The organism is Streptomyces sp. NPDC025651 (genome assembly GCF_055558735.1).
The window spans coordinates 1,152,824-1,168,942 of the sequence record NZ_JBVHLZ010000001.1 but is presented as its reverse complement, the minus strand read 5'-3'; the positions used below and the strand labels follow the sequence as shown (position 1 = coordinate 1,168,942).

12 protein-coding genes and 1 pseudogene are annotated in these 16,119 nt (G+C 73.2%); 5 read left to right on the top strand and 8 right to left on the bottom strand.

The features are described from left to right. Positions 1–22: 22 nt before the first annotated feature. Positions 23–490 (bottom strand): RDD family protein, encoded by a 468-nt coding sequence (locus ACZ4D5_RS05485; protein ID WP_467771011.1) that lies wholly within the window; start codon positions 488–490, stop codon positions 23–25. Positions 491–728: 238 nt separating this feature from the next. Here ACZ4D5_RS05485 and glnA point away from each other — a divergent pair, with 238 nt between their 5' ends. Next, positions 729–2,138, top strand: a complete 1,410-nt coding sequence (gene glnA, locus ACZ4D5_RS05480) for a type I glutamate--ammonia ligase (protein ID WP_362331683.1) — start codon at positions 729–731, stop codon at positions 2,136–2,138. A gap of 580 nt (positions 2,139–2,718) precedes the next feature. Here glnA and ACZ4D5_RS05475 read toward each other — a convergent pair. Further along, positions 2,719–5,127 (bottom strand): ABC transporter permease, encoded by a 2,409-nt coding sequence (locus tag ACZ4D5_RS05475; protein WP_467771010.1) that lies wholly within the window; start codon positions 5,125–5,127, stop codon positions 2,719–2,721. Further along, complete coding sequence (locus ACZ4D5_RS05470) at positions 5,124–5,804, bottom strand: ABC transporter ATP-binding protein (RefSeq protein ID WP_467771009.1); 681 nt, start codon at positions 5,802–5,804, stop codon at positions 5,124–5,126. Before ACZ4D5_RS05470 ends, ACZ4D5_RS05475 begins: the two co-directional genes overlap by 4 nt. 290 nt (positions 5,805–6,094) lie before the next feature. Here ACZ4D5_RS05470 and ACZ4D5_RS05465 point away from each other — a divergent pair. After that, a pseudogene (locus ACZ4D5_RS05465) lies at positions 6,095–6,337 on the top strand (transposase family protein); the annotation flags it as partial. 5 nt (positions 6,338–6,342) lie between these two features. Here the strand turns inward: ACZ4D5_RS05465 and ACZ4D5_RS05460 are convergent. Further along, the gene (locus ACZ4D5_RS05460) at positions 6,343–7,299 is read right to left on the bottom strand and encodes a helix-turn-helix transcriptional regulator (RefSeq protein ID WP_467771008.1); all 957 of its coding nucleotides are present in this window, start codon (positions 7,297–7,299) and stop codon (positions 6,343–6,345) included. Between the two features lie 31 nt (positions 7,300–7,330). Between ACZ4D5_RS05460 and ACZ4D5_RS05455 the strand changes: the two genes are divergently transcribed. After that, positions 7,331–8,641: an FAD-dependent oxidoreductase gene (locus tag ACZ4D5_RS05455; protein ID WP_467771007.1), complete on the top strand. Its 1,311-nt coding sequence runs from the start codon at positions 7,331–7,333 to the stop codon at positions 8,639–8,641. A gap of 58 nt (positions 8,642–8,699) precedes the next feature. Here the strand turns inward: ACZ4D5_RS05455 and sigJ are convergent, their stop codons facing one another. After that, entirely contained in the window at positions 8,700–9,638 is a 939-nt protein-coding gene (sigJ, locus tag ACZ4D5_RS05450) for an RNA polymerase sigma factor SigJ (protein WP_467771006.1), read from the bottom strand. Between the two features lie 117 nt (positions 9,639–9,755). Here sigJ and ACZ4D5_RS05445 point away from each other — a divergent pair, with 117 nt between their 5' ends. Then, positions 9,756–10,160, top strand: coding sequence for a hypothetical protein (locus tag ACZ4D5_RS05445; RefSeq protein ID WP_467771005.1), 405 nt, complete (start codon positions 9,756–9,758; stop codon positions 10,158–10,160). Positions 10,161–10,194: 34 nt separating this feature from the next. On the opposite strand, the gene ACZ4D5_RS05440 is transcribed toward ACZ4D5_RS05445, so the two are convergent. Next, on the bottom strand, positions 10,195–10,995 hold the full coding sequence (locus tag ACZ4D5_RS05440; RefSeq protein WP_467771004.1) for an SDR family NAD(P)-dependent oxidoreductase: 801 nt from the start codon (positions 10,993–10,995) through the stop codon (positions 10,195–10,197). 87 nt (positions 10,996–11,082) lie between these two features. Between ACZ4D5_RS05440 and ACZ4D5_RS05435 the strand changes: the two genes are divergently transcribed. Beyond that, positions 11,083–11,934 carry a helix-turn-helix transcriptional regulator gene (locus ACZ4D5_RS05435; RefSeq protein WP_467771003.1) on the top strand — a complete coding sequence of 284 codons (852 nt, stop codon included), beginning with the start codon at positions 11,083–11,085 and terminating at the stop codon, positions 11,932–11,934. 111 nt (positions 11,935–12,045) lie between these two features. Here ACZ4D5_RS05435 and ACZ4D5_RS05430 read toward each other — a convergent pair whose 3' ends face one another. Further along, the gene (locus tag ACZ4D5_RS05430; RefSeq protein ID WP_467771002.1) at positions 12,046–12,816 is read right to left on the bottom strand and encodes a metallophosphoesterase; all 771 of its coding nucleotides are present in this window, start codon (positions 12,814–12,816) and stop codon (positions 12,046–12,048) included. Beyond that, positions 12,813–16,082, bottom strand: coding sequence for an AfsR/SARP family transcriptional regulator (locus ACZ4D5_RS05425; protein ID WP_467771001.1), 3,270 nt, complete (start codon positions 16,080–16,082; stop codon positions 12,813–12,815). Before ACZ4D5_RS05425 ends, ACZ4D5_RS05430 begins: the two co-directional genes overlap by 4 nt. Between the last annotated feature and the right edge of the window lie 37 nt (positions 16,083–16,119).

Sequence of the window (16,119 nt, the reverse complement as noted above, 5' to 3'; positions counted from 1 at the left end):
GTCTCGCCGTGGCTTCGGTCGCTCAGACGCGGATCTGCACGGCGCGGGCGAGGCGGTCGTGCAGGCCGCGGCCGTCGCGGTCCCAGATCAGGGCCGGGATGGCGACGCACAGCAGGACGCTGCGGGCCAGGACCTTCAGCGGGCCGAGCCTGCCCCCGCCCTCGGCGACGACGCGGAGCCGGAAGAGGGCCTTGCCCGGGGTGCAGCCGACCGTGCCCACGGTCAGCACGCTCATGACGAAGAAGATCCCGAGGGCCCAGTTGCCCATCGCCTGCTGGTCACCGCGGGCGAACAGGCCGTATGCGATGAGCATGCACAGACCCCAGTCCACGGCGATGGCGCCGATGCGGCGGCCCGGGCGCGCGATCGACCCCGGCCCCTCCTCCGGCAGTCCGAGCTGCTCGCCCCGGTACCCGAAGTCGACTCCGGCGTCCTCCGCGGCCGCGCGCGGTCCGGACAGCCACGATCCGATTGCTTGCCTGTTGTCCACCCGTCCACGGTACTGCGCCCCTTTTCGTACGGGGGCGGGCGGGGTCGTACGTGACGGACACAACGGAGGCCGTGCGGCGGCCCGGGGCACCCGGCCCGGTTAACTTCGGCGAAACAAATGGGTCATGCTTGAGAAATCCCCCGTCCCTATGGTCGGGTCCCAGCGTGTGCCACCGCACTGGCCGCACAACGAGCTGCAACCCCGTCCCGCCCCGGGCGGGAGTAGGAGGAGTTGGATGTTGTTCCAGAACGCCGACGACGCGAAGAAGTTCATCGCGGACGAGGACGTCAAGTTCATCGACGTCCGCTTCTGCGACCTGCCCGGTGTGATGCAGCACTTCACGATCCCGGCGGCGGCGTTCGACCCGGACGAGGAGCTGGCCTTCGACGGTTCGTCGATCCGTGGCTTCCAGGCCATCCACGAGTCCGACATGGCGCTGCGCGCGGACCTGTCGACGGCGCGCGTGGACCCGTTCCGCCGGGACAAGACCGTCAACATCAACTTCTTCATCCACGACCCGATCACGGGCGAGCAGTACAGCCGTGACCCGCGCAACGTCGCGAAGAAGGCCGAGGCGTACCTCGCCTCCACCGGCATCGCGGACACCGCCTACTTCGGCCCCGAGGCGGAGTTCTACGTCTTCGACAACGTCCGCTTCCAGACGTCGGCGAACGAGAGCTTCTACCACATCGACTCCGAGGCGGGCGCCTGGAACACCGGTGCGGTCGAGAACAACCGCGGCTACAAGGTCCGCTACAAGGGCGGCTACTTCCCGGCCCCGCCGGTCGACCACTTCGCCGACCTCCGCGCCGAGATCTCCCTCGAACTCGACAAGAACGGCCTCCAGGTCGAGCGCCAGCACCACGAGGTCGGCACGGCCGGCCAGGCGGAGATCAACTACAAGTTCAACACGCTGCTCGCCGCGGCCGACGACCTGATGCTCTTCAAGTACATCGTGAAGAACGTCGCCTGGCGCAACGAGAAGACCGCGACCTTCATGCCGAAGCCGATCTTCGGCGACAACGGCTCGGGCATGCACGTCCACCAGTCGCTGTGGTCCGGCGGCGAGCCCCTCTTCTACGACGAGCAGGGCTACGCGGGCCTCTCGGACACCGCGCGCTACTACATCGGCGGCATCCTCAAGCACGCCCCGTCGCTGCTGGCGTTCACGAACCCCACCGTCAACTCGTACCACCGCCTGGTCCCCGGCTTCGAGGCCCCGGTCAACCTGGTCTACTCGCAGCGCAACCGCTCCGCGGCCATGCGCATCCCGATCACGGGCTCGAACCCGAAGGCCAAGCGCGTCGAGTTCCGCGCGCCGGACCCGTCCTCGAACCCGTACCTCGCCTTCTCCGCGCTGCTCCTCGCGGGCCTGGACGGCGTCAAGAACAAGATCGAGCCGGCCGAGCCGATCGACAAGGACCTCTACGAGCTCGCCCCCGAGGAGCACGCGGGCGTCCCCCAGGTCCCGACCTCCCTCCCCGCGGTCCTCGACGCCCTGGAGGCGGACAACGAGTACCTGCAGGCGGGCGGCGTCTTCACGTCCGACCTGATCGAGACGTGGATCGACTACAAGCGCACGAACGAGATCGCGCCGATCCAGCTGCGGCCGCACCCGCACGAGTTCGAGCTGTACTTCGACATCTAAAGACGCCACAGGTCAGAGCGGGTTTCCGCTCGCCTGGGCCGTCTGTGGGCCGTCGGCCGTGTTCTTCCGTCCCTGGAAGGCACGGCCGACGGCTGTTTGGAAGGCAGTTACATGGCCCAGTGCGCTCTCTTCTTCGCTCCCTCTCTGTCGGCTGCGGCTGGCATGCGCTCACCCCGGACGACGCGGTCTTCTGGATCGACCGGACGGTGACCGCCGCGATTGCTCTATGCGCAGCAGTGAAGACCCATGCGTAACCGAAAGCTGGGTATTGCGTACATTGCGCTGGTCGTCACACTGGCCAGAGCGTTGGGGACGGTGATCCTCGCATCCGGGCTCGGTAGCGGCGTGGCGAGTAGTGAGCTCTTTCCAGTCTCATGCTGATGCGTGGTGAAGGACGTCAGCCCTTCAGGGTGGCCATGGCCTGCTCGCCGACGCAACGGATCTTGGCATGGGTCGATGGTCTCGCGGACGTAGCGGTAGACGGGTGACAACTCGTCCACCAGGCGCGCTTCACCCTTGTGCAGACACATCCAGCTCTCGGTCGTCACCGCCAGGTCGGAAGAGACTCAGTAATACCGACTCATTCGGTCCTCAGTCCATCAGGACGCATCATGCGCCACAGCGGTGGCAGGCTGAGCAGTGTCACCAAGAGGACGACGCCGCCTCCGATGCCCGCCATCACCGCGATGCCCGCCCAGTCCACGGCCAGCGGCAGGGCCGCCATCTTCAGCAGGATCGCGCCCAGGGCCAGACCGCCGACGGCCGCCAGCGCCAGGCCGAGCGCCACCGGCAGCGCTGCCTGCCACAGCACCGACAGGCTGAGGACCGCGCGCGGGGTGCCGAAGGCGACCAGCACCGCGAGGAGCTTCTTCCGCGCGCGGAGCTGCTCCAGCATGACCACGAGCATGCCCACGCCGATCAGCAGGAGCGTGCCGGTCGCGCCGATGAACAGGCCGCGTTTGATGTTCACGAACTCCGGTGCCTGCTCGACCTGGTCGTAGTATTCGACGCTCTGCAGCGGATCGATCCGGGCGACCGTGTTGCGGACCCGCTCGGCCGCGTCGCGGTCGGAGGGGTTCAGCTTCGCCAGCAGCTCGGTGTTCGCGCCGCCCAGGTCGCCGATCCTGATCGCCTCGGGTGTGGCGAAGACTCCGGTGTGGAAGGAGCCCGCCGGGTCCGGAACCAGCCGGGTGGGGACGGTGGTGGCGGGGACGGTCCACATTCGGGGCTTCGCGGTTGTGTTCTCCTCGGCGTTCAGGTCGACCTGTTCGCCGGGGGCCGGGATGAATTCGTCGCCCTGCTCGCCCGGGCCCTGAGCGGGCGGAGCGGCGGTGTAGACGCTGCCGGGCCCGCAGCCGGGGGTCTCGACGATCTGGCCCAGGGTCGCGCAGTCGCCGACCACCACGAAGGCCCCGGGAAGGCCGCTGTCGGGCTTGTTGGCGTAGCCGAGTGTGTACGTCAGGGTGGACGTCACCCCGGCCGTGGCGCGCAGGGCGGCCACGTCCTTGGCCTGCTGTGCCGTATCGATGGAGTCCCGGGAGACCCGCAGTTCGGCGCGGACCGGGCTGTGGCCGGTGTCGTGCGTGTACCGGCTCTCCAGTCCGGAGAGCAGCATCTGCACGGCTATCGCCCCGGCCACCGCGACCGTGATGCCGTTGACCAGCCGCGCCGACGCGCCGCTCTCCAACTGGAGGCGACGGGCAGCGAGCTGGAGCGGCAGCGGACCGCCGCGTATCCGTCCGACGACGGCATCCAGCGCCGACGGCAGCAGCACCGTCACCCCGGCGAGCAGCAGGACCGCACCGACCGCGATCGTCGGCTCGTTGACACGGGCGGTCGGATCGAGGCCGTCGACCATCGGGAACAGCAGCATCACGCCGAGGATCGGCAGCAGCAGCCGCCACCACAACCGCCGCTTGACCGTGCCTGCTTGGCGTACGACTCCCAGCGGTTCGACGGAGACCGTACGCAGCGCGAACAGGGTGACGGCCACGGCCACGACCGGCACGCCGACCACGATCAGCGCGGCAAGGACCGGGTTCGGAGTCACGTCGGAGGCGAAGACGCTGATCCGCCACAGCTCGACCGTACCGATGAGACGTCGTCCGCCCACGAAGAGAACGAGGCCCACCGCGAGCCCGATCAGCGCGCCGAACAACGCCTCGCCGGCCGCGATCCGCCGCATCATCGTGGTGTCCGCGCCGACCAGCCGCAGCGCGGCCAGCCGCCGGTCACGGCGCTCGCCGCCGAAGCGGACGGCGGTGGCGATGAACACGGCCACCGGCATCAGCAGCACCACGAAGGTGACGATGACCAGCAGCATCAGGAACGAGTCGAGACCGTCGGCCGGGCTGGGTCTGCCGATGTGGTCGGTGCGGGTCGGGTTCTCACCGCCCGCGACCAGATCGTCGGCCCCCGCGTAGTAGGCGAGCTCCCGCGGACCGAGGAGCCCCGCATCACCGATGGTGCCGCTGATGCGGTGGCCGAGGCGCTCCCTGAGCAGGGCGCCGTCGGGCGAGTCGAGCACCTTCTTCAGCTCGGGGGAGACGAACATCTCGCCGGGGGCGGGCAGTTCGTCCAGTCCTGGCGGGAGAACCGGCTGGTCGCCGTCCGGCTGGACCAGCCGCCCGTAGATGTCCTGGCCCCGGTAGGTGGTATCCACCTTGCCGGTGACGATCGTCTCGGCGGTCGGCTTGACCGGAGTGCCGTAGGCGGAGTCGTCGCGGGCCGCGCCGCGGTCGTCCCTGGCGTTCAGGACGGCCGGGACCGCGGCGGCGACGAGCAGCAGGGCGACGCCGAGGCCGACGCCGACGGCGGTCAGGAGCGTACGGGTCCAGCCCTCGCGCCCGCCGCTCACCGCGAACCGGACGCCGACCGCGAGGTCACGCGCCCAGTCAGCGGGAGTGGTACGGACCTCGCCCCGCGCTTCGCGGCGGCGCCGCATACGACTGGCCTTCACGCGGCCGGGCTTCACGCGGCTCGTCTTCACGCGACGCGCTCCGTCTCGCGGGACTTCCCGTCGCGGACGACGACCTCGCGGTCGGAGTAGGCGGCCACACGCGCTTCGTGGGTGACCAGGACGACGGCCGCACCGGTCTCCCTGGCGGCCTCGGTGAGCAGGTGCATCACGCGCTCGCCGCTGAGGGAGTCCAGGGCGCCGGTCGGCTCGTCGGCGAACAGGACACGGGGCTCCGCGACCAGGGCGCGGGCGACGGCGACGCGCTGGCCTTGGCCGCCCGAGACCTCCCCGGGGCGCTTGCCCGCCAGGTCGGCGACCTCCAGGCGTTCCATCCACTCGGCCGCCCTGCGCCTGGCCTCCTTGCGCCTGGTGCCGTTCAGCCGCAACGGCAGCGCGACGTTGTCCACGCACGTCAGCTCGGGCACCAACTGGCCGAACTGGAACACGAAGCCGAAGTCGCCCCGCCGCAGCCTGCTGCGCCCGGCGTCCGACAGGGTCGCCATGGCCCGCCCTTCGTACGTCACCCGTCCCGAGTCGGGTGTGACGATGCCCGCGAGACAGTGCAGGAGAGTGGACTTGCCGGAGCCCGATGGCCCCATCACCGCGACGACCTCGCCAGAGCTGATGCTGAAGTCCGCGCCGTCCAGCGCGGAGGTCCGACCGTAGGCCTTGTGCAGGCGCGTGGCAGACAGGATGGGGTCGGTCATGTACGGATCTCCGTGGCGAACTGGTCGGAGCGGGCGGTGCGAGTACCAGCCACTGCGGGTCCAGCGAACACTACACGGGATGTATACCCCGCGTGTATAGCCAGGCGCCGGTCCTTGAACTCCAGACGAGACGCCACTCGGATGTGCCGCAACCATCCCCGCACGGCCCCTGGCACTGCAGCGTGAGTGCTGGAAGTGCGGTGAGACCACCGCATGCGTGGCTGGCCTGTACCCGCAGCGGCCCGCGCGGTGGAGGCGGCTGACCGCGAGCCGTCGGGCTCTGCTTGCTCGGACGCCTGCTGTGGGCCTCGCCCGCACTCCCCGGATCCGCCCACGGCCTCACCGCCGCCCGAACCCACGGCATCCTCGAGGCGCTCGCCGAAACCGGGCTCAAGTGCCGGGCCGACAAGGCGTACCAGGGCGCTGGCGCCCCTGTCCGCGTCCCATTTCGGGGCCGCCGCCTCAAGCGATGGAAGCGGCGACACAACACCGCCCATGCCAAGATCCGTCGCGTCGGCGAGCAGGCCATGGCCAGGGCTCAGTGACGGGTGACGCCGTCGAGGCGCCGGGCCAACCGGCGGCAGGCGTCGGCGAGTTCGGGTGGGCGGATCTCCGCCAGGTCGGTGTCGAACGTGGCGAGGAGGCCAGCCAGGCCGGCCCAGGACCAGGCGCCGAGGGTGAGGCGGCAGTGGTCGGGGTCCAGGTGTTCGATGACCGAGCCGCCCGGGGCCCAGCGGGCGACGACGGAGGCGGGCAGGTCGAGCCGGGCGCTGCCCGTGCAGGGCCACTCGGCGAGCGTGTCGCCCCGGTCGTGGCTGCCCATGACGAACTGGGCGAGGCTGTCCGCGGGCAGATGGCGGGCGGCGAACGTCTGCGTCGTCGGGCGGACGCGCAGCCGGTCGACGCGGTGGGCCCGCCAGGCACCCTCGGTGAGGTCGTAGGCGACCAGGTACCAGCGGGCGGCCCAGACGACCAGGTGATGGGGCTCGACACGGCGGGTGCCGTCGGCACCCGAAGGCTCGACGACAAGCACGTGGCGGCGACGCACCGCCGCCCCCACGGCCGTCAGCGCGTCCGGATCGATCGGCGGCCCCGGAAACTCCCAGTAGTTGCGCAGCCTGGTCAGCCGCAGCGACTCCATCGACGCCCGCAGCCGAGCGGGCATCGCCTGTTCCAGCACCGCGAGCGCCCGCGCCGCGTCGTCACCGAGGCCGAACACCGTACCGGGGGCGGTCTGCAGCGCGACCGCCACCGCGAGCGCCTGGTCCTCGTCGAACCGCAGTGACACAAGCGGGTGCCCGGCGCCGAGCCGGTAGCCGCCGTCCGGCCCGTGGACGGTGGTGATCGGGTAGTCGAGCCGCCGCAGCGTCTCGATGTCCCGGCGGACGGTGCGCCCGCTGACGCCGAGCCGGTCGGCGAGTTCGCGCAGCGGCCACTGCCGACGCGTTCCGAGCAGGGAGAGCAGCCGCAGCGCGCGCTGTGAGGTGGTCGCCATCGCCGCACCCTAAGCGGGTTCTGGCCACTCGGTGTCCACCACCCCTGCCAAGGTCGGCCCCGCACGGCACATCGCCAAGGGATGCGGGGTACGGAAGATGCGGGTCGTAGTGGTCGGTGGCGGGATCGGGGGCCTCGCGTTGGGCGCGGGGCTGCGCCGACGGGGGCACGAAGTGACGGTGTTCGAGCGCGACACCGATGTGGCGTCGACCGGGGGCTACCACATCACCCTGCACGAACAGGCGCAGGCAGCTCTGCGGGAGCTGGTCGCGCCGGAGACCGTGGAGCGGCTGCTCGCGTCCGCCTCCGCGCTGCGGCTGCGCGAGCGCGACGCGTTCTGGGACCGGCACGGCCGGGTCATCGGGCACGGCCCGGATCTCAGCGGCGAGTCCGGTGTGGACATCGACCGCGTCACCCTGCGGACGCTCCTCGCCGAGGCGGTCGGCGAGGACCTCCAGCTGGGCCGGGAGGTCACCGGCGTCGGCCGGGGCGCGGACGGCGCCCCCGAGGTGTACGTCGACGGCGCCGGGCCCGTCGCGGCCGATCTGGTGGTGGGCGCGGACGGCACGCACTCCCTCGTCGCCCGGTACCTGGCGGGCGGGCCGACCCATACCCCCACGGGCATCGTCGGTTTCTCCGGCCGGACGCGCCGCGGGGACCTGAGCCCCGACGAGCAGGAGCGCCTCGGGCCGCGCTCCGGCCTCGCGTTGGGGCCCCGGGGCGCGGCCCTGTACGTCGGATTCCTCGACCCGGTGGGCAACGCCGTGCTCGACGCCCCCGAGCTGCGGACGGCCGTCACCACAGGCCCCACCTACATCTGGGGCGCCATGCTCCCCGCGTCGGCCGCCACCGATTCCCTGCGCGAGCTGCGCGCCGACGACCTGCGGGACGCGCTCCTGGCCCGCTTCCGCGAACGCGGCTGGTCCGCGCCCGCCCTGGGCGTCATCGCCGCTGCCGCCCCGGACACCGTGGCCGCGTACCGCTTCAACGCCGCGTCGACCCGGACCCGGGACCTCGCCCCCTGGCCCGCCGGCCGGATCACCGCGCTCGGCGACGCCGTCCACGCGACACCGCCGACGGCGGGCATGGGAGCGGGCGCGGCCCTGCGCGACGCCGCCGCCCTGCTCGGCCGGCTGCGCGACGTCACCGACGGCACCACCGAACTCACCGTCGCCGTCGGCCGGTACGAGGCGGGCATGCGCCGGCGCGGCAGCGAGGTCCTGACGTCGGCCATGAAGACGGTCGGCTTGATCCGCGCGACCGACACCCCGCTCGGGGCGGCCGCCACCACAGCGGCCACCCGCGTCCTGGCCGCGGCCCACCGCCTGCGCCGCCTCGGTTGACGTGCCCGCCGTACGGAACGCACGCGGCGCGTCGGCGGGGCACTGGAGGCCAAGACCTCTAAGGCTCGTTCCTCCAGGGCTCGTTCGGTGTCCACAAGCGGAGTTTCTCCGGGTTGCGGACCACCCAGATCCGGGTGGCGCGGCCCTCGGCGACGTCGAACGCGGCGACCGTCGCGGTGGTGCCCGCGTGCTGCGCGACCAGGCCGGGGGCACCGGCCACGGAGCGTTCCAGGAGGCGCAGGCCGGGGGCCTTGTCGGCGATCGCGATCATGTACTGGGCGATGCGCGCGCCTCCCTCGACCGGACGCAGCACGGTGCCGACCAGGCCGCCGCCGTCGGCGGTCATGACGGCTTCGGGGTCGAGCAGGCCGACGAGGGCGGAGATGTCCTTGGTCTCCCATGCCTCCTTGACGCGTCGTACCACTTCGGCCCGGCCCGTCGGCGTCGTGGCGGTCGGGGCCTGCGCCGCCCGTACCCGCCGTCGTGCCGAACTCGCCAGCTCCCGGCAGGCTCCCGGGGTGCGGCCGACGATCCCGGCTATCTCGGGGAAGGGGTAGCGGAAGACGTCGTGCAGGACGAACGCGACCCGCTCGGCGGGCGTCATCGACTCCAGGACGACGAGGAAGGCCATGGTCACCGACTCGTCCAGCGTGATCTGTTCGGCGGGATCGGCGGCGTCGGCGGCGCGCCCGCCGGACCACTCCCTGCGGTAGGGCAGCGGTTCGGGCAGCCACGCGCCGACGTAGCGTTCGCGCCGGGCCCGCGCCGAGCCGAGCACGTCCAGGCAGACGCGCCCGGTCACCGTCGTCAGCCAGGCGCCGGGGGACCTGACGGCCTCCCGCCTGCTCCGAGGCTGCGCGTACCAGCGGGCGTACGCCTCCTGCACGGCGTCCTCGGCCTCGGCCAGCGAACCGAGCAACCGGTAGGCCACATTGATCAGTTGACGCCGCTCACCGGCTACCTGTGCGTCGCCCCGCTCGGGTGCGTTCAGGCCCATGACCACTCCCCCCTGTTCCGGGCCGCCGTTCCCCACCTTGTAATCGGCGTCCCTGTGTCGTCGAGCCGGTGAGACCTTATCGATCTACCGCTTCCGGGCGGACGAGGAGACGACGTCATGGCCTCTCAGACCACATCCGCGGGACCGGGTGCGACCACGGCGGGGCGCGGTGCCGCGTTCCTGCGGATGTCGATCGCCCTGCAGACCCTGGCCCTCTTCTGCCAGGCGGTCAGCGCCGGGGTGCTGCTCGCCGCGTCGCACGGGGAACTGCTGCACGACGTCGGAGCGCGGGTCATGTACGGGACGTCGATGCTGTACCTGCTCGCCGCGGTGCTGGCCTGGCGGCCGGGCGGCGGCTCACCCCGGCCCGTCGCCCACGCGAGCGGCTTCCTCGCCCTCGCCTCGCTCCAGGTCGTGCTGGGCGTCGCGCACGTCTCGTCGGTCCATGTCCCGCTGGGGGTCCTGATGTTCGGCCTGAGCGTGCTGGCGTGGGCCCACGCGGGCCCGGGGCGGCGCGACTGAGCGCCGCCCCGGGCCGCGGTCGTGCCCACCGGGGTCAGGACGCCCACATACCGCCGTCCACCCGGAGGACCGTGCCGGTGACGTACGACGCCCGGTCGCTGAGGAGCCAGGCCGCTGCCTGGGCTATCTCCTCGGGGGCCGCGGCGCGGCCCAGGGGGGTCTGGGCGTTGAGGTGGTCGATGGTGCCGGGGGACCTGGTGTCCCACTCCTGGAGCATCTCGGTGAGCGTCGTGCCGGGGGCGACGGCGTTGACGCGGATGTTCTCCGGGCCGTAGGTGACGGCCGCCGAGGCGGTGAGGCCGTTGAGGGCGCGCTTCGTCGCCGCGTACACCGGCAGTTCGGGGTTGGCCATCAGGCTGCCGACGCTGGAGGTGTTGACGATCGCGCCGCGCTTCGCGGTGGCGCGGATGGCGGCGATCTCGGCGTTCATGGCCAGCCACGGGCCCTTGAGGTTGACGGCGCTGACGTGGTCGAAGTCCGCTTCCGGCAGCTCGTCCATCGGGCCGGGCTCCTGGCCCGTCGCGCCGTTGTTGAAGGCGATGTCCAGGCGGCCGTACAGCTCCACGGCGCGGTCGACCGCCGCGCGGACGCTGGTCGCGTCGGAGAGGTCGAGGAGCGTGTGGTCCGCCGTGCCGCCCGCCGCGCGGATCTCCTCCGTGACCGCCTTCAGCTCGGCCTCCGTGCGGGAGGCGAGGACCACCTTGGCGCCCTCCGCGGCGAACAGCCGTGCCGCCGCCGCACCGATGCCCCTGCCTGCTCCGGTGATGAAGGCGACCTTGTCCGTGAGGAGGCCGACGGGGGTCGTGGCGGGCTTGATCCGGGTGTTGTCGTTCATGGGGACGAGCCTGGCTCGGGGGGCGCGGCTCATCCAGGCACCGGCAGTACCTGGATGAACACCTTCGCGTCCCCGCACACTGGAGCCGTGAACCGACGAGAACTGGGCGGCTTCCTGCGCGGCAGGCGCGAGCGCATCACCCCCTCCGACGTGGGGCTGCCCGCCGGGCCCCGCCGTCGTACCCCTGGGCTGCGGCGCGAGGAGGTGGCGCAGCTGGCGTTCATCTCCACCGAGTACTACACGCGCCTGGAGCAGGCCCGCGGCCCACGGCCCTCCCGCGAGGTGCTGGCCCAGCTCTCCCGCGCGCTGCGTCTGACGGAGGCCGAGCGCGACCATCTCCACCACCTCGCCGGTGCCCCGCCCGGTCCGCCGCCCGGGCCTTCGCGCGAGGTGCGGCAGAGCCTCGTCGACCTGCTGGACCGGCTGCCGGAGGCCGCGGCGATCGTGCTGTCCGCGACGTACGAGGTCATCGCCTGGAACCAGCTGGCCGCCGCCCTGATGGAGGACTTCTCCGCCCTGTCGCGCAGGGACCGGAACCTCGTCCGGCGCTCCTTCCTCGGCCCGGACCCGAACGCACGGTCGCTGTACGGGTCCTCGGACGCCGACGCGTTCGTGCGGAGCTCGGTCCAGCATCTGCGCGCCACCGCCGCCCGCTACCCGGACGACCCGGAGGTGACGGGCCTGGTCGACGAACTGCGCGCCGGGAGCGCGGAGTTCGCCCGGCTCTGGGACGCCCACGAGGTGGCCGCGCGGCCCGTCCTGTGCAAGACGTTCCACCACCCGATGGTCGGGCCGGTCACCGTGTCCTGTGACGTCCTGGACATCACCGACCGCGACCAGCGCGTCTTCCTCTACACCGCCGCCCCCGGCTCGTCCTCGGCCGAGGCGATGCGGCTGCTCTCGGTCGTCGGCACGCAGCGCATGGACGTGCCCGGCTGACCTGTCCACAGCCGTGCCGGGGCTTGGCGGTGGGGACGTGCACGGCCTGCGGTCATGAGTGATCACGGCATCGGGAGCGGGAGAACGTGCGGATGCCCAGGTGATCGGCCGTCAGGTGACCGGGACCGGGCGGTAGTGGGTCGTCAGGCGGCCCTCCTCGTCCAGGACGTGGAAGGCGAGCGCCGGCGGCAGGTCCCTGTGGACGTGGTGGGCGGCGTGGTCCTGGGGCTCCCAGGGGAGGCGGAGCGTGGAGACCACGCCCGGGGCCACCAGGAGCGGCCTGTTCGCGAAGGTCGTCGCCGCGGGGGTGTGGGCGTGGCCCGCGAGGAACGCCGTCACGTTCGGGTGGCGTGCCGTCAGCTCGGCCAGGCGGTCCTCCTCGAACTGGCGGATGACGTCCACGTAGGGCGTGTGCAGCGGGACCGGCGGGTGGTGGAAGCCGATCAGGACCGGGCGCGCGGGCGGGGTGTCGGCGAGGAGGTCCGAGAGCCAGGCCAGGGTCTCGTCCTCCAGACGGCCGTGGTCCTCGCTGGGCACCGAGGTGTCGCACAGGGCGAGGGTGAAGCGGTCCGTGGCGTACGACTGGTTGACCGGCGCGGTGGTCGGGGGCTCGCCGAGGAGGTGCTCGCGGAACGCGGCGCGCTCGTCGTGGTTGCCGGGGCAGACCAGCAGGGGGTGCCGGGACGTGAGGAGTCTGCGGGCCTCCTCGTACTCGGACGGGGCCGCGTGGTCGGCGATGTCGCCGGTGGCGATCACTGCGTCCAGGTCGTACGGGAGGCCGTTCACGTACTCCATGACGGCACGGGCGCGGGCGGTGCTGCGCCCCGCGTCCTTCGCTCCGGTGTCGATGTGGGGGTCGCTCAGGTGGGCGATCACGATCATCGCTGGGGGCCTTTCTCGGTCGTGGAACCGGCCGCAAGCGCCTCGCGCGTGGCGGTCTCGACGCGGGACACGTCGGCGCGTTCCGTCGGCGGGACGGGGGTGGACGTCGTGGCGCGCACGTGGGCCGCGGCGTCGAGCAGATGGGCGGCGGTGGCGGGGCGGCCCGCGCGGGTGTGGGCGCCCGCCATGCCTTCGAGGGCCAGCGCGATCATGGCGGGGTTGTCGGTGGCGCGCGCGGTCGCGTAGCCCTCGCGGTGCAGGCGCAGGGCGTCGTCCGCGTCGCCGCGCTGCTCGGCGAGGAAGCCGAGTTCGGCGAGGAGGCCCGCGGTCTTGGGCCCCCAGTCCATGGCGCGGGTCCAGTCGAGCCAGGGGCGCAGGCGGGCCTCGGCGTCGGCGAGGCGGCCCGCGCGGCGGGCCGTGCGGCCGAGGCCGAGGTCCGCGAAGTACGTGCCGACGGTGTCGGACTGCTCGACGGCGAGGCGGCGGGCCCGCTCGTTCAGGGCGTCCGCGCGCTCGAACTCGCCGGTGATCAGGGCGATCCGGCCGAGTCCGGACAGGCCGTGGGAGGCGTCGGTCCACAGGTGGAGGTCCTCGGCGATGCGCAGCGCTTCGCCGTGCAGGGCGGCCGCGCCCTCGTGGTCGCCGGTGACCTCCGCGCGGTAGGCGAGCAGGGCCATGGCCTGCGACTGGCCCCAGCCGTCGCCCAGTTCGCGGAAGAGGCTCAGGCTGCGCGCGCCCGCGTCGCCGAGCGTGGCGAGGTCGCCGAGGGACACCGCCTGGCGGGCGCGGGTGCCGAGTGCCGCGGCGGTGCCCCAGCGGTCGCCGAGGGAGCGCAGCTCGGCGAGGGCGCCCGTGATGAGGTTCTCGCCCGCGGAGAGGTCGCCGCAGCCCTGCAGCGCGGAGGCGAGGAACCAGCGGAGCCTGGCGCGTTGCACCGGGTCGTCGATGAGGTCGTACGACGGCGCCGCCCGGGCGGCCGGGCTTCCCGCCCCCATGGCCGCGGCCTCGGCCGTGCGGGTCAGGACGGCGACGGCGTGCCGCCAGGCCTCGCCCTGGGCGCGTACGCTCCGCGGCGCGTCGCCCGCCGCGGCCAGAGCGGCGTCGAGGCCTCGACGGGCCCCGCCGAGGCGGCCGCGCAGATAGCAGTACCAGGTCGTCGCGTTGACCAGGCGCAGCGCGCCATGGGCGTCGCCGCCGCGGGCCGCGCCGTCGATGGCGGCGCGCACGTTGGCGGACTCGGCGTCCAGGAGGCGCAGCGCGCGCCGCTGGGCGGGGCCGCGCAGATCGCGGTCGGCCGCTTCGGCGAGGTCGGTGTAATAGCGGCGGTGCCGCTCGCGTACGAGGGTGTCCTCGCCGGATTCGTCCAGGTGCTGGAGGCTGTACGCGGCCACCGACTCGAGCAGGCGGTAGCGGATGCCGTCCGCCGTGTCGACGGTGGCGACCAGGGAGCGGTCGACGAGGCGGGCGATCAGTTCGGGGACGTCGGCGGCGGGGACGGTGTCGTCCGCGCACACCTCCTCGGCGGCCCGCAGCGTGCAGCCGTCGGCGTGCACGGCCAGGCGGCGCAGGACGACGCGTTCGGGCTCCGAGAGCAGGGCCCAGCTCCAGTCGATCACGGCGCGGAGCGTCTGCTGCCGGGGCGGGGCGCCGCGGTGGCCCGCGGTGAGGAGGCGGAAGCGGTCGTCGAGCCGCGCGGCCAGTTCGTGGACGCCGAGCGCGCGGACGCGGGTGGCGGCGAGTTCGAGGGCGAGCGGGAGGCCGTCCAGGCGGCGGCAGATCGCCGCGACGGGGGCGGCGTTGTCCGCGTCGAGCGTGAACCCGGGGGCGGCGGCACGGGCGCGGGCCAGGAACAGGCGTACGGCGCTGGAGGACGCGAGCTCCGACGGCTCCAACGGGCCTTCCGCGTCGGGCAGTTCGAGCGGGGGCACCACCTGGAGGATCTCGCCCGGCACGGCAAGGGGTTCGCGGCTCGTGGCCAGGACGTGCAGCTCCGGGGCGGCCGTCAGGAGCAACTCGGCGGTCCGTGCCGCCTCTTGGATCACGTGCTCGCAGTTGTCGAGCACGAGCAGGGTGCGGCGGGCGCGGAGCGCGGCGGTGACGCGGGCGAGGAGCCCGGTCGGGTCCGCGGGGTGCGCGGCGGACGGGGCGGGACCGGCGTCGTCGCGGACGCCGAGGGCCGCGGCCACCAGCTCCGTGAGACCGGCCGACGTCGTTCCGCGTGGGCTCAGCTCGACCAGATGGACCCCGTCGTACGTGTCGCCGACGCGGGCGGCCGTCTCCAGGGCGAGCCGGGTCTTGCCGACGCCGCCGGGCCCCGTGAGCGTCAGGAGGCGCCCGGACTCGAGGTGGCCCCGCGCCTCGGTGACCGCGGCCGTGCGGCCGATGAGTTCGGTGAGGGGGGTGGGGAGGTTGCCGCCGCGGGGGTGCGGCTGTTCGGCGGGGGTGTCCGCGGGGGCGGGGCGCGGGGTGTCCGGCGGGCGGAGCGGGGGCGTGGGCGTGGGGGTGGGGCTCAGGGACGGGTCCTGGTTGAGGATCGCGGTGTGCAGGGCCACCAGGTCGGGGCCGGGGTCGACGCCCAGTTCGTCGCGGAGCAGGGCGCGCAGGGCGCGGTAGGCGTCGAGGGCCTCGCTCTGCCGGCCCGCGCGGTACAGGGCGCGCAGGTGGGCGGCGCGGAGCCGTTCGCGGAGCGGGTGGCGGGTCACCAGGTCCGCGAGGTCGGCGATGTCCGCGGCGAGCCGGTGGGCGTCGCCGTGCTCGGCGCGGGCCTCGGCCCGGTCCTCCAGGGCGGTGAGGCGCTGCTCCTCCAGGCGCGCGACGGCGGCCTCGGCGAACGGCTCGCCCGCCACGTCGGCGTACGCGGGACCGCGCCACAGCGCGAGCGCCGAGTCGAGCAACTCCACGCGGAGGGAGGGGTCGTCGGTCTCGCGCGCCCGCGCGGTCAGCGCGCGGAAGCGGTGCGCGTCGACCGTGTCGGGGGCGGCCGCGAGGGCGTACCCGGCGGGCTGGTGCGTGATCAGCGCCCGGCCGCCGGGCTCCGCGTCATCGAGGACCCGCCGCAGCCTGGAGATCTTGCTGCGCAGCACGCCGGCGGCCCTGGCCGGCGGGTCCTGCCCCCAGAGGTCGTCGACGAGCCGGTCGGCCGGGGCGGGCCGGCCCTCGCGGATCAGCAGGCCGGCGAGGAGCGCGCGCACCTTCGCCTCGGGCACCGTGACCCGTTCGCCGTCTGCCGACCACACCTCCAGGGGGCCGAGTATCGCGAAGCGCATGCCCCCAACGTAATGCAGCAGAACCGGAATTGATCTC

What these genes read in the sequence shown, in the direction of transcription:
- sigJ (WP_467771006.1), bottom strand. Translation starts at nt 9,638, where the DNA reads ATGGGCCTGAACGCACCCGAGCGGGGCGACGCACAGGTAGCCGGTGAG.
- ACZ4D5_RS05445 (WP_467771005.1), top strand. Translation starts at nt 9,756, where the DNA reads ATGGCCTCTCAGACCACATCCGCGGGACCGGGTGCGACCACGGCGGGG.
- ACZ4D5_RS05430 (WP_467771002.1), bottom strand. Translation starts at nt 12,816, where the DNA reads ATGATCGTGATCGCCCACCTGAGCGACCCCCACATCGACACCGGAGCG.
- ACZ4D5_RS05460 (WP_467771008.1), bottom strand. Translation starts at nt 7,299, where the DNA reads ATGGCGACCACCTCACAGCGCGCGCTGCGGCTGCTCTCCCTGCTCGGA.
- ACZ4D5_RS05470 (WP_467771009.1), bottom strand. Translation starts at nt 5,804, where the DNA reads ATGACCGACCCCATCCTGTCTGCCACGCGCCTGCACAAGGCCTACGGT.
- ACZ4D5_RS05440 (WP_467771004.1), bottom strand. Translation starts at nt 10,995, where the DNA reads ATGAACGACAACACCCGGATCAAGCCCGCCACGACCCCCGTCGGCCTC.
- ACZ4D5_RS05425 (WP_467771001.1), bottom strand. Translation starts at nt 16,082, where the DNA reads ATGCGCTTCGCGATACTCGGCCCCCTGGAGGTGTGGTCGGCAGACGGC.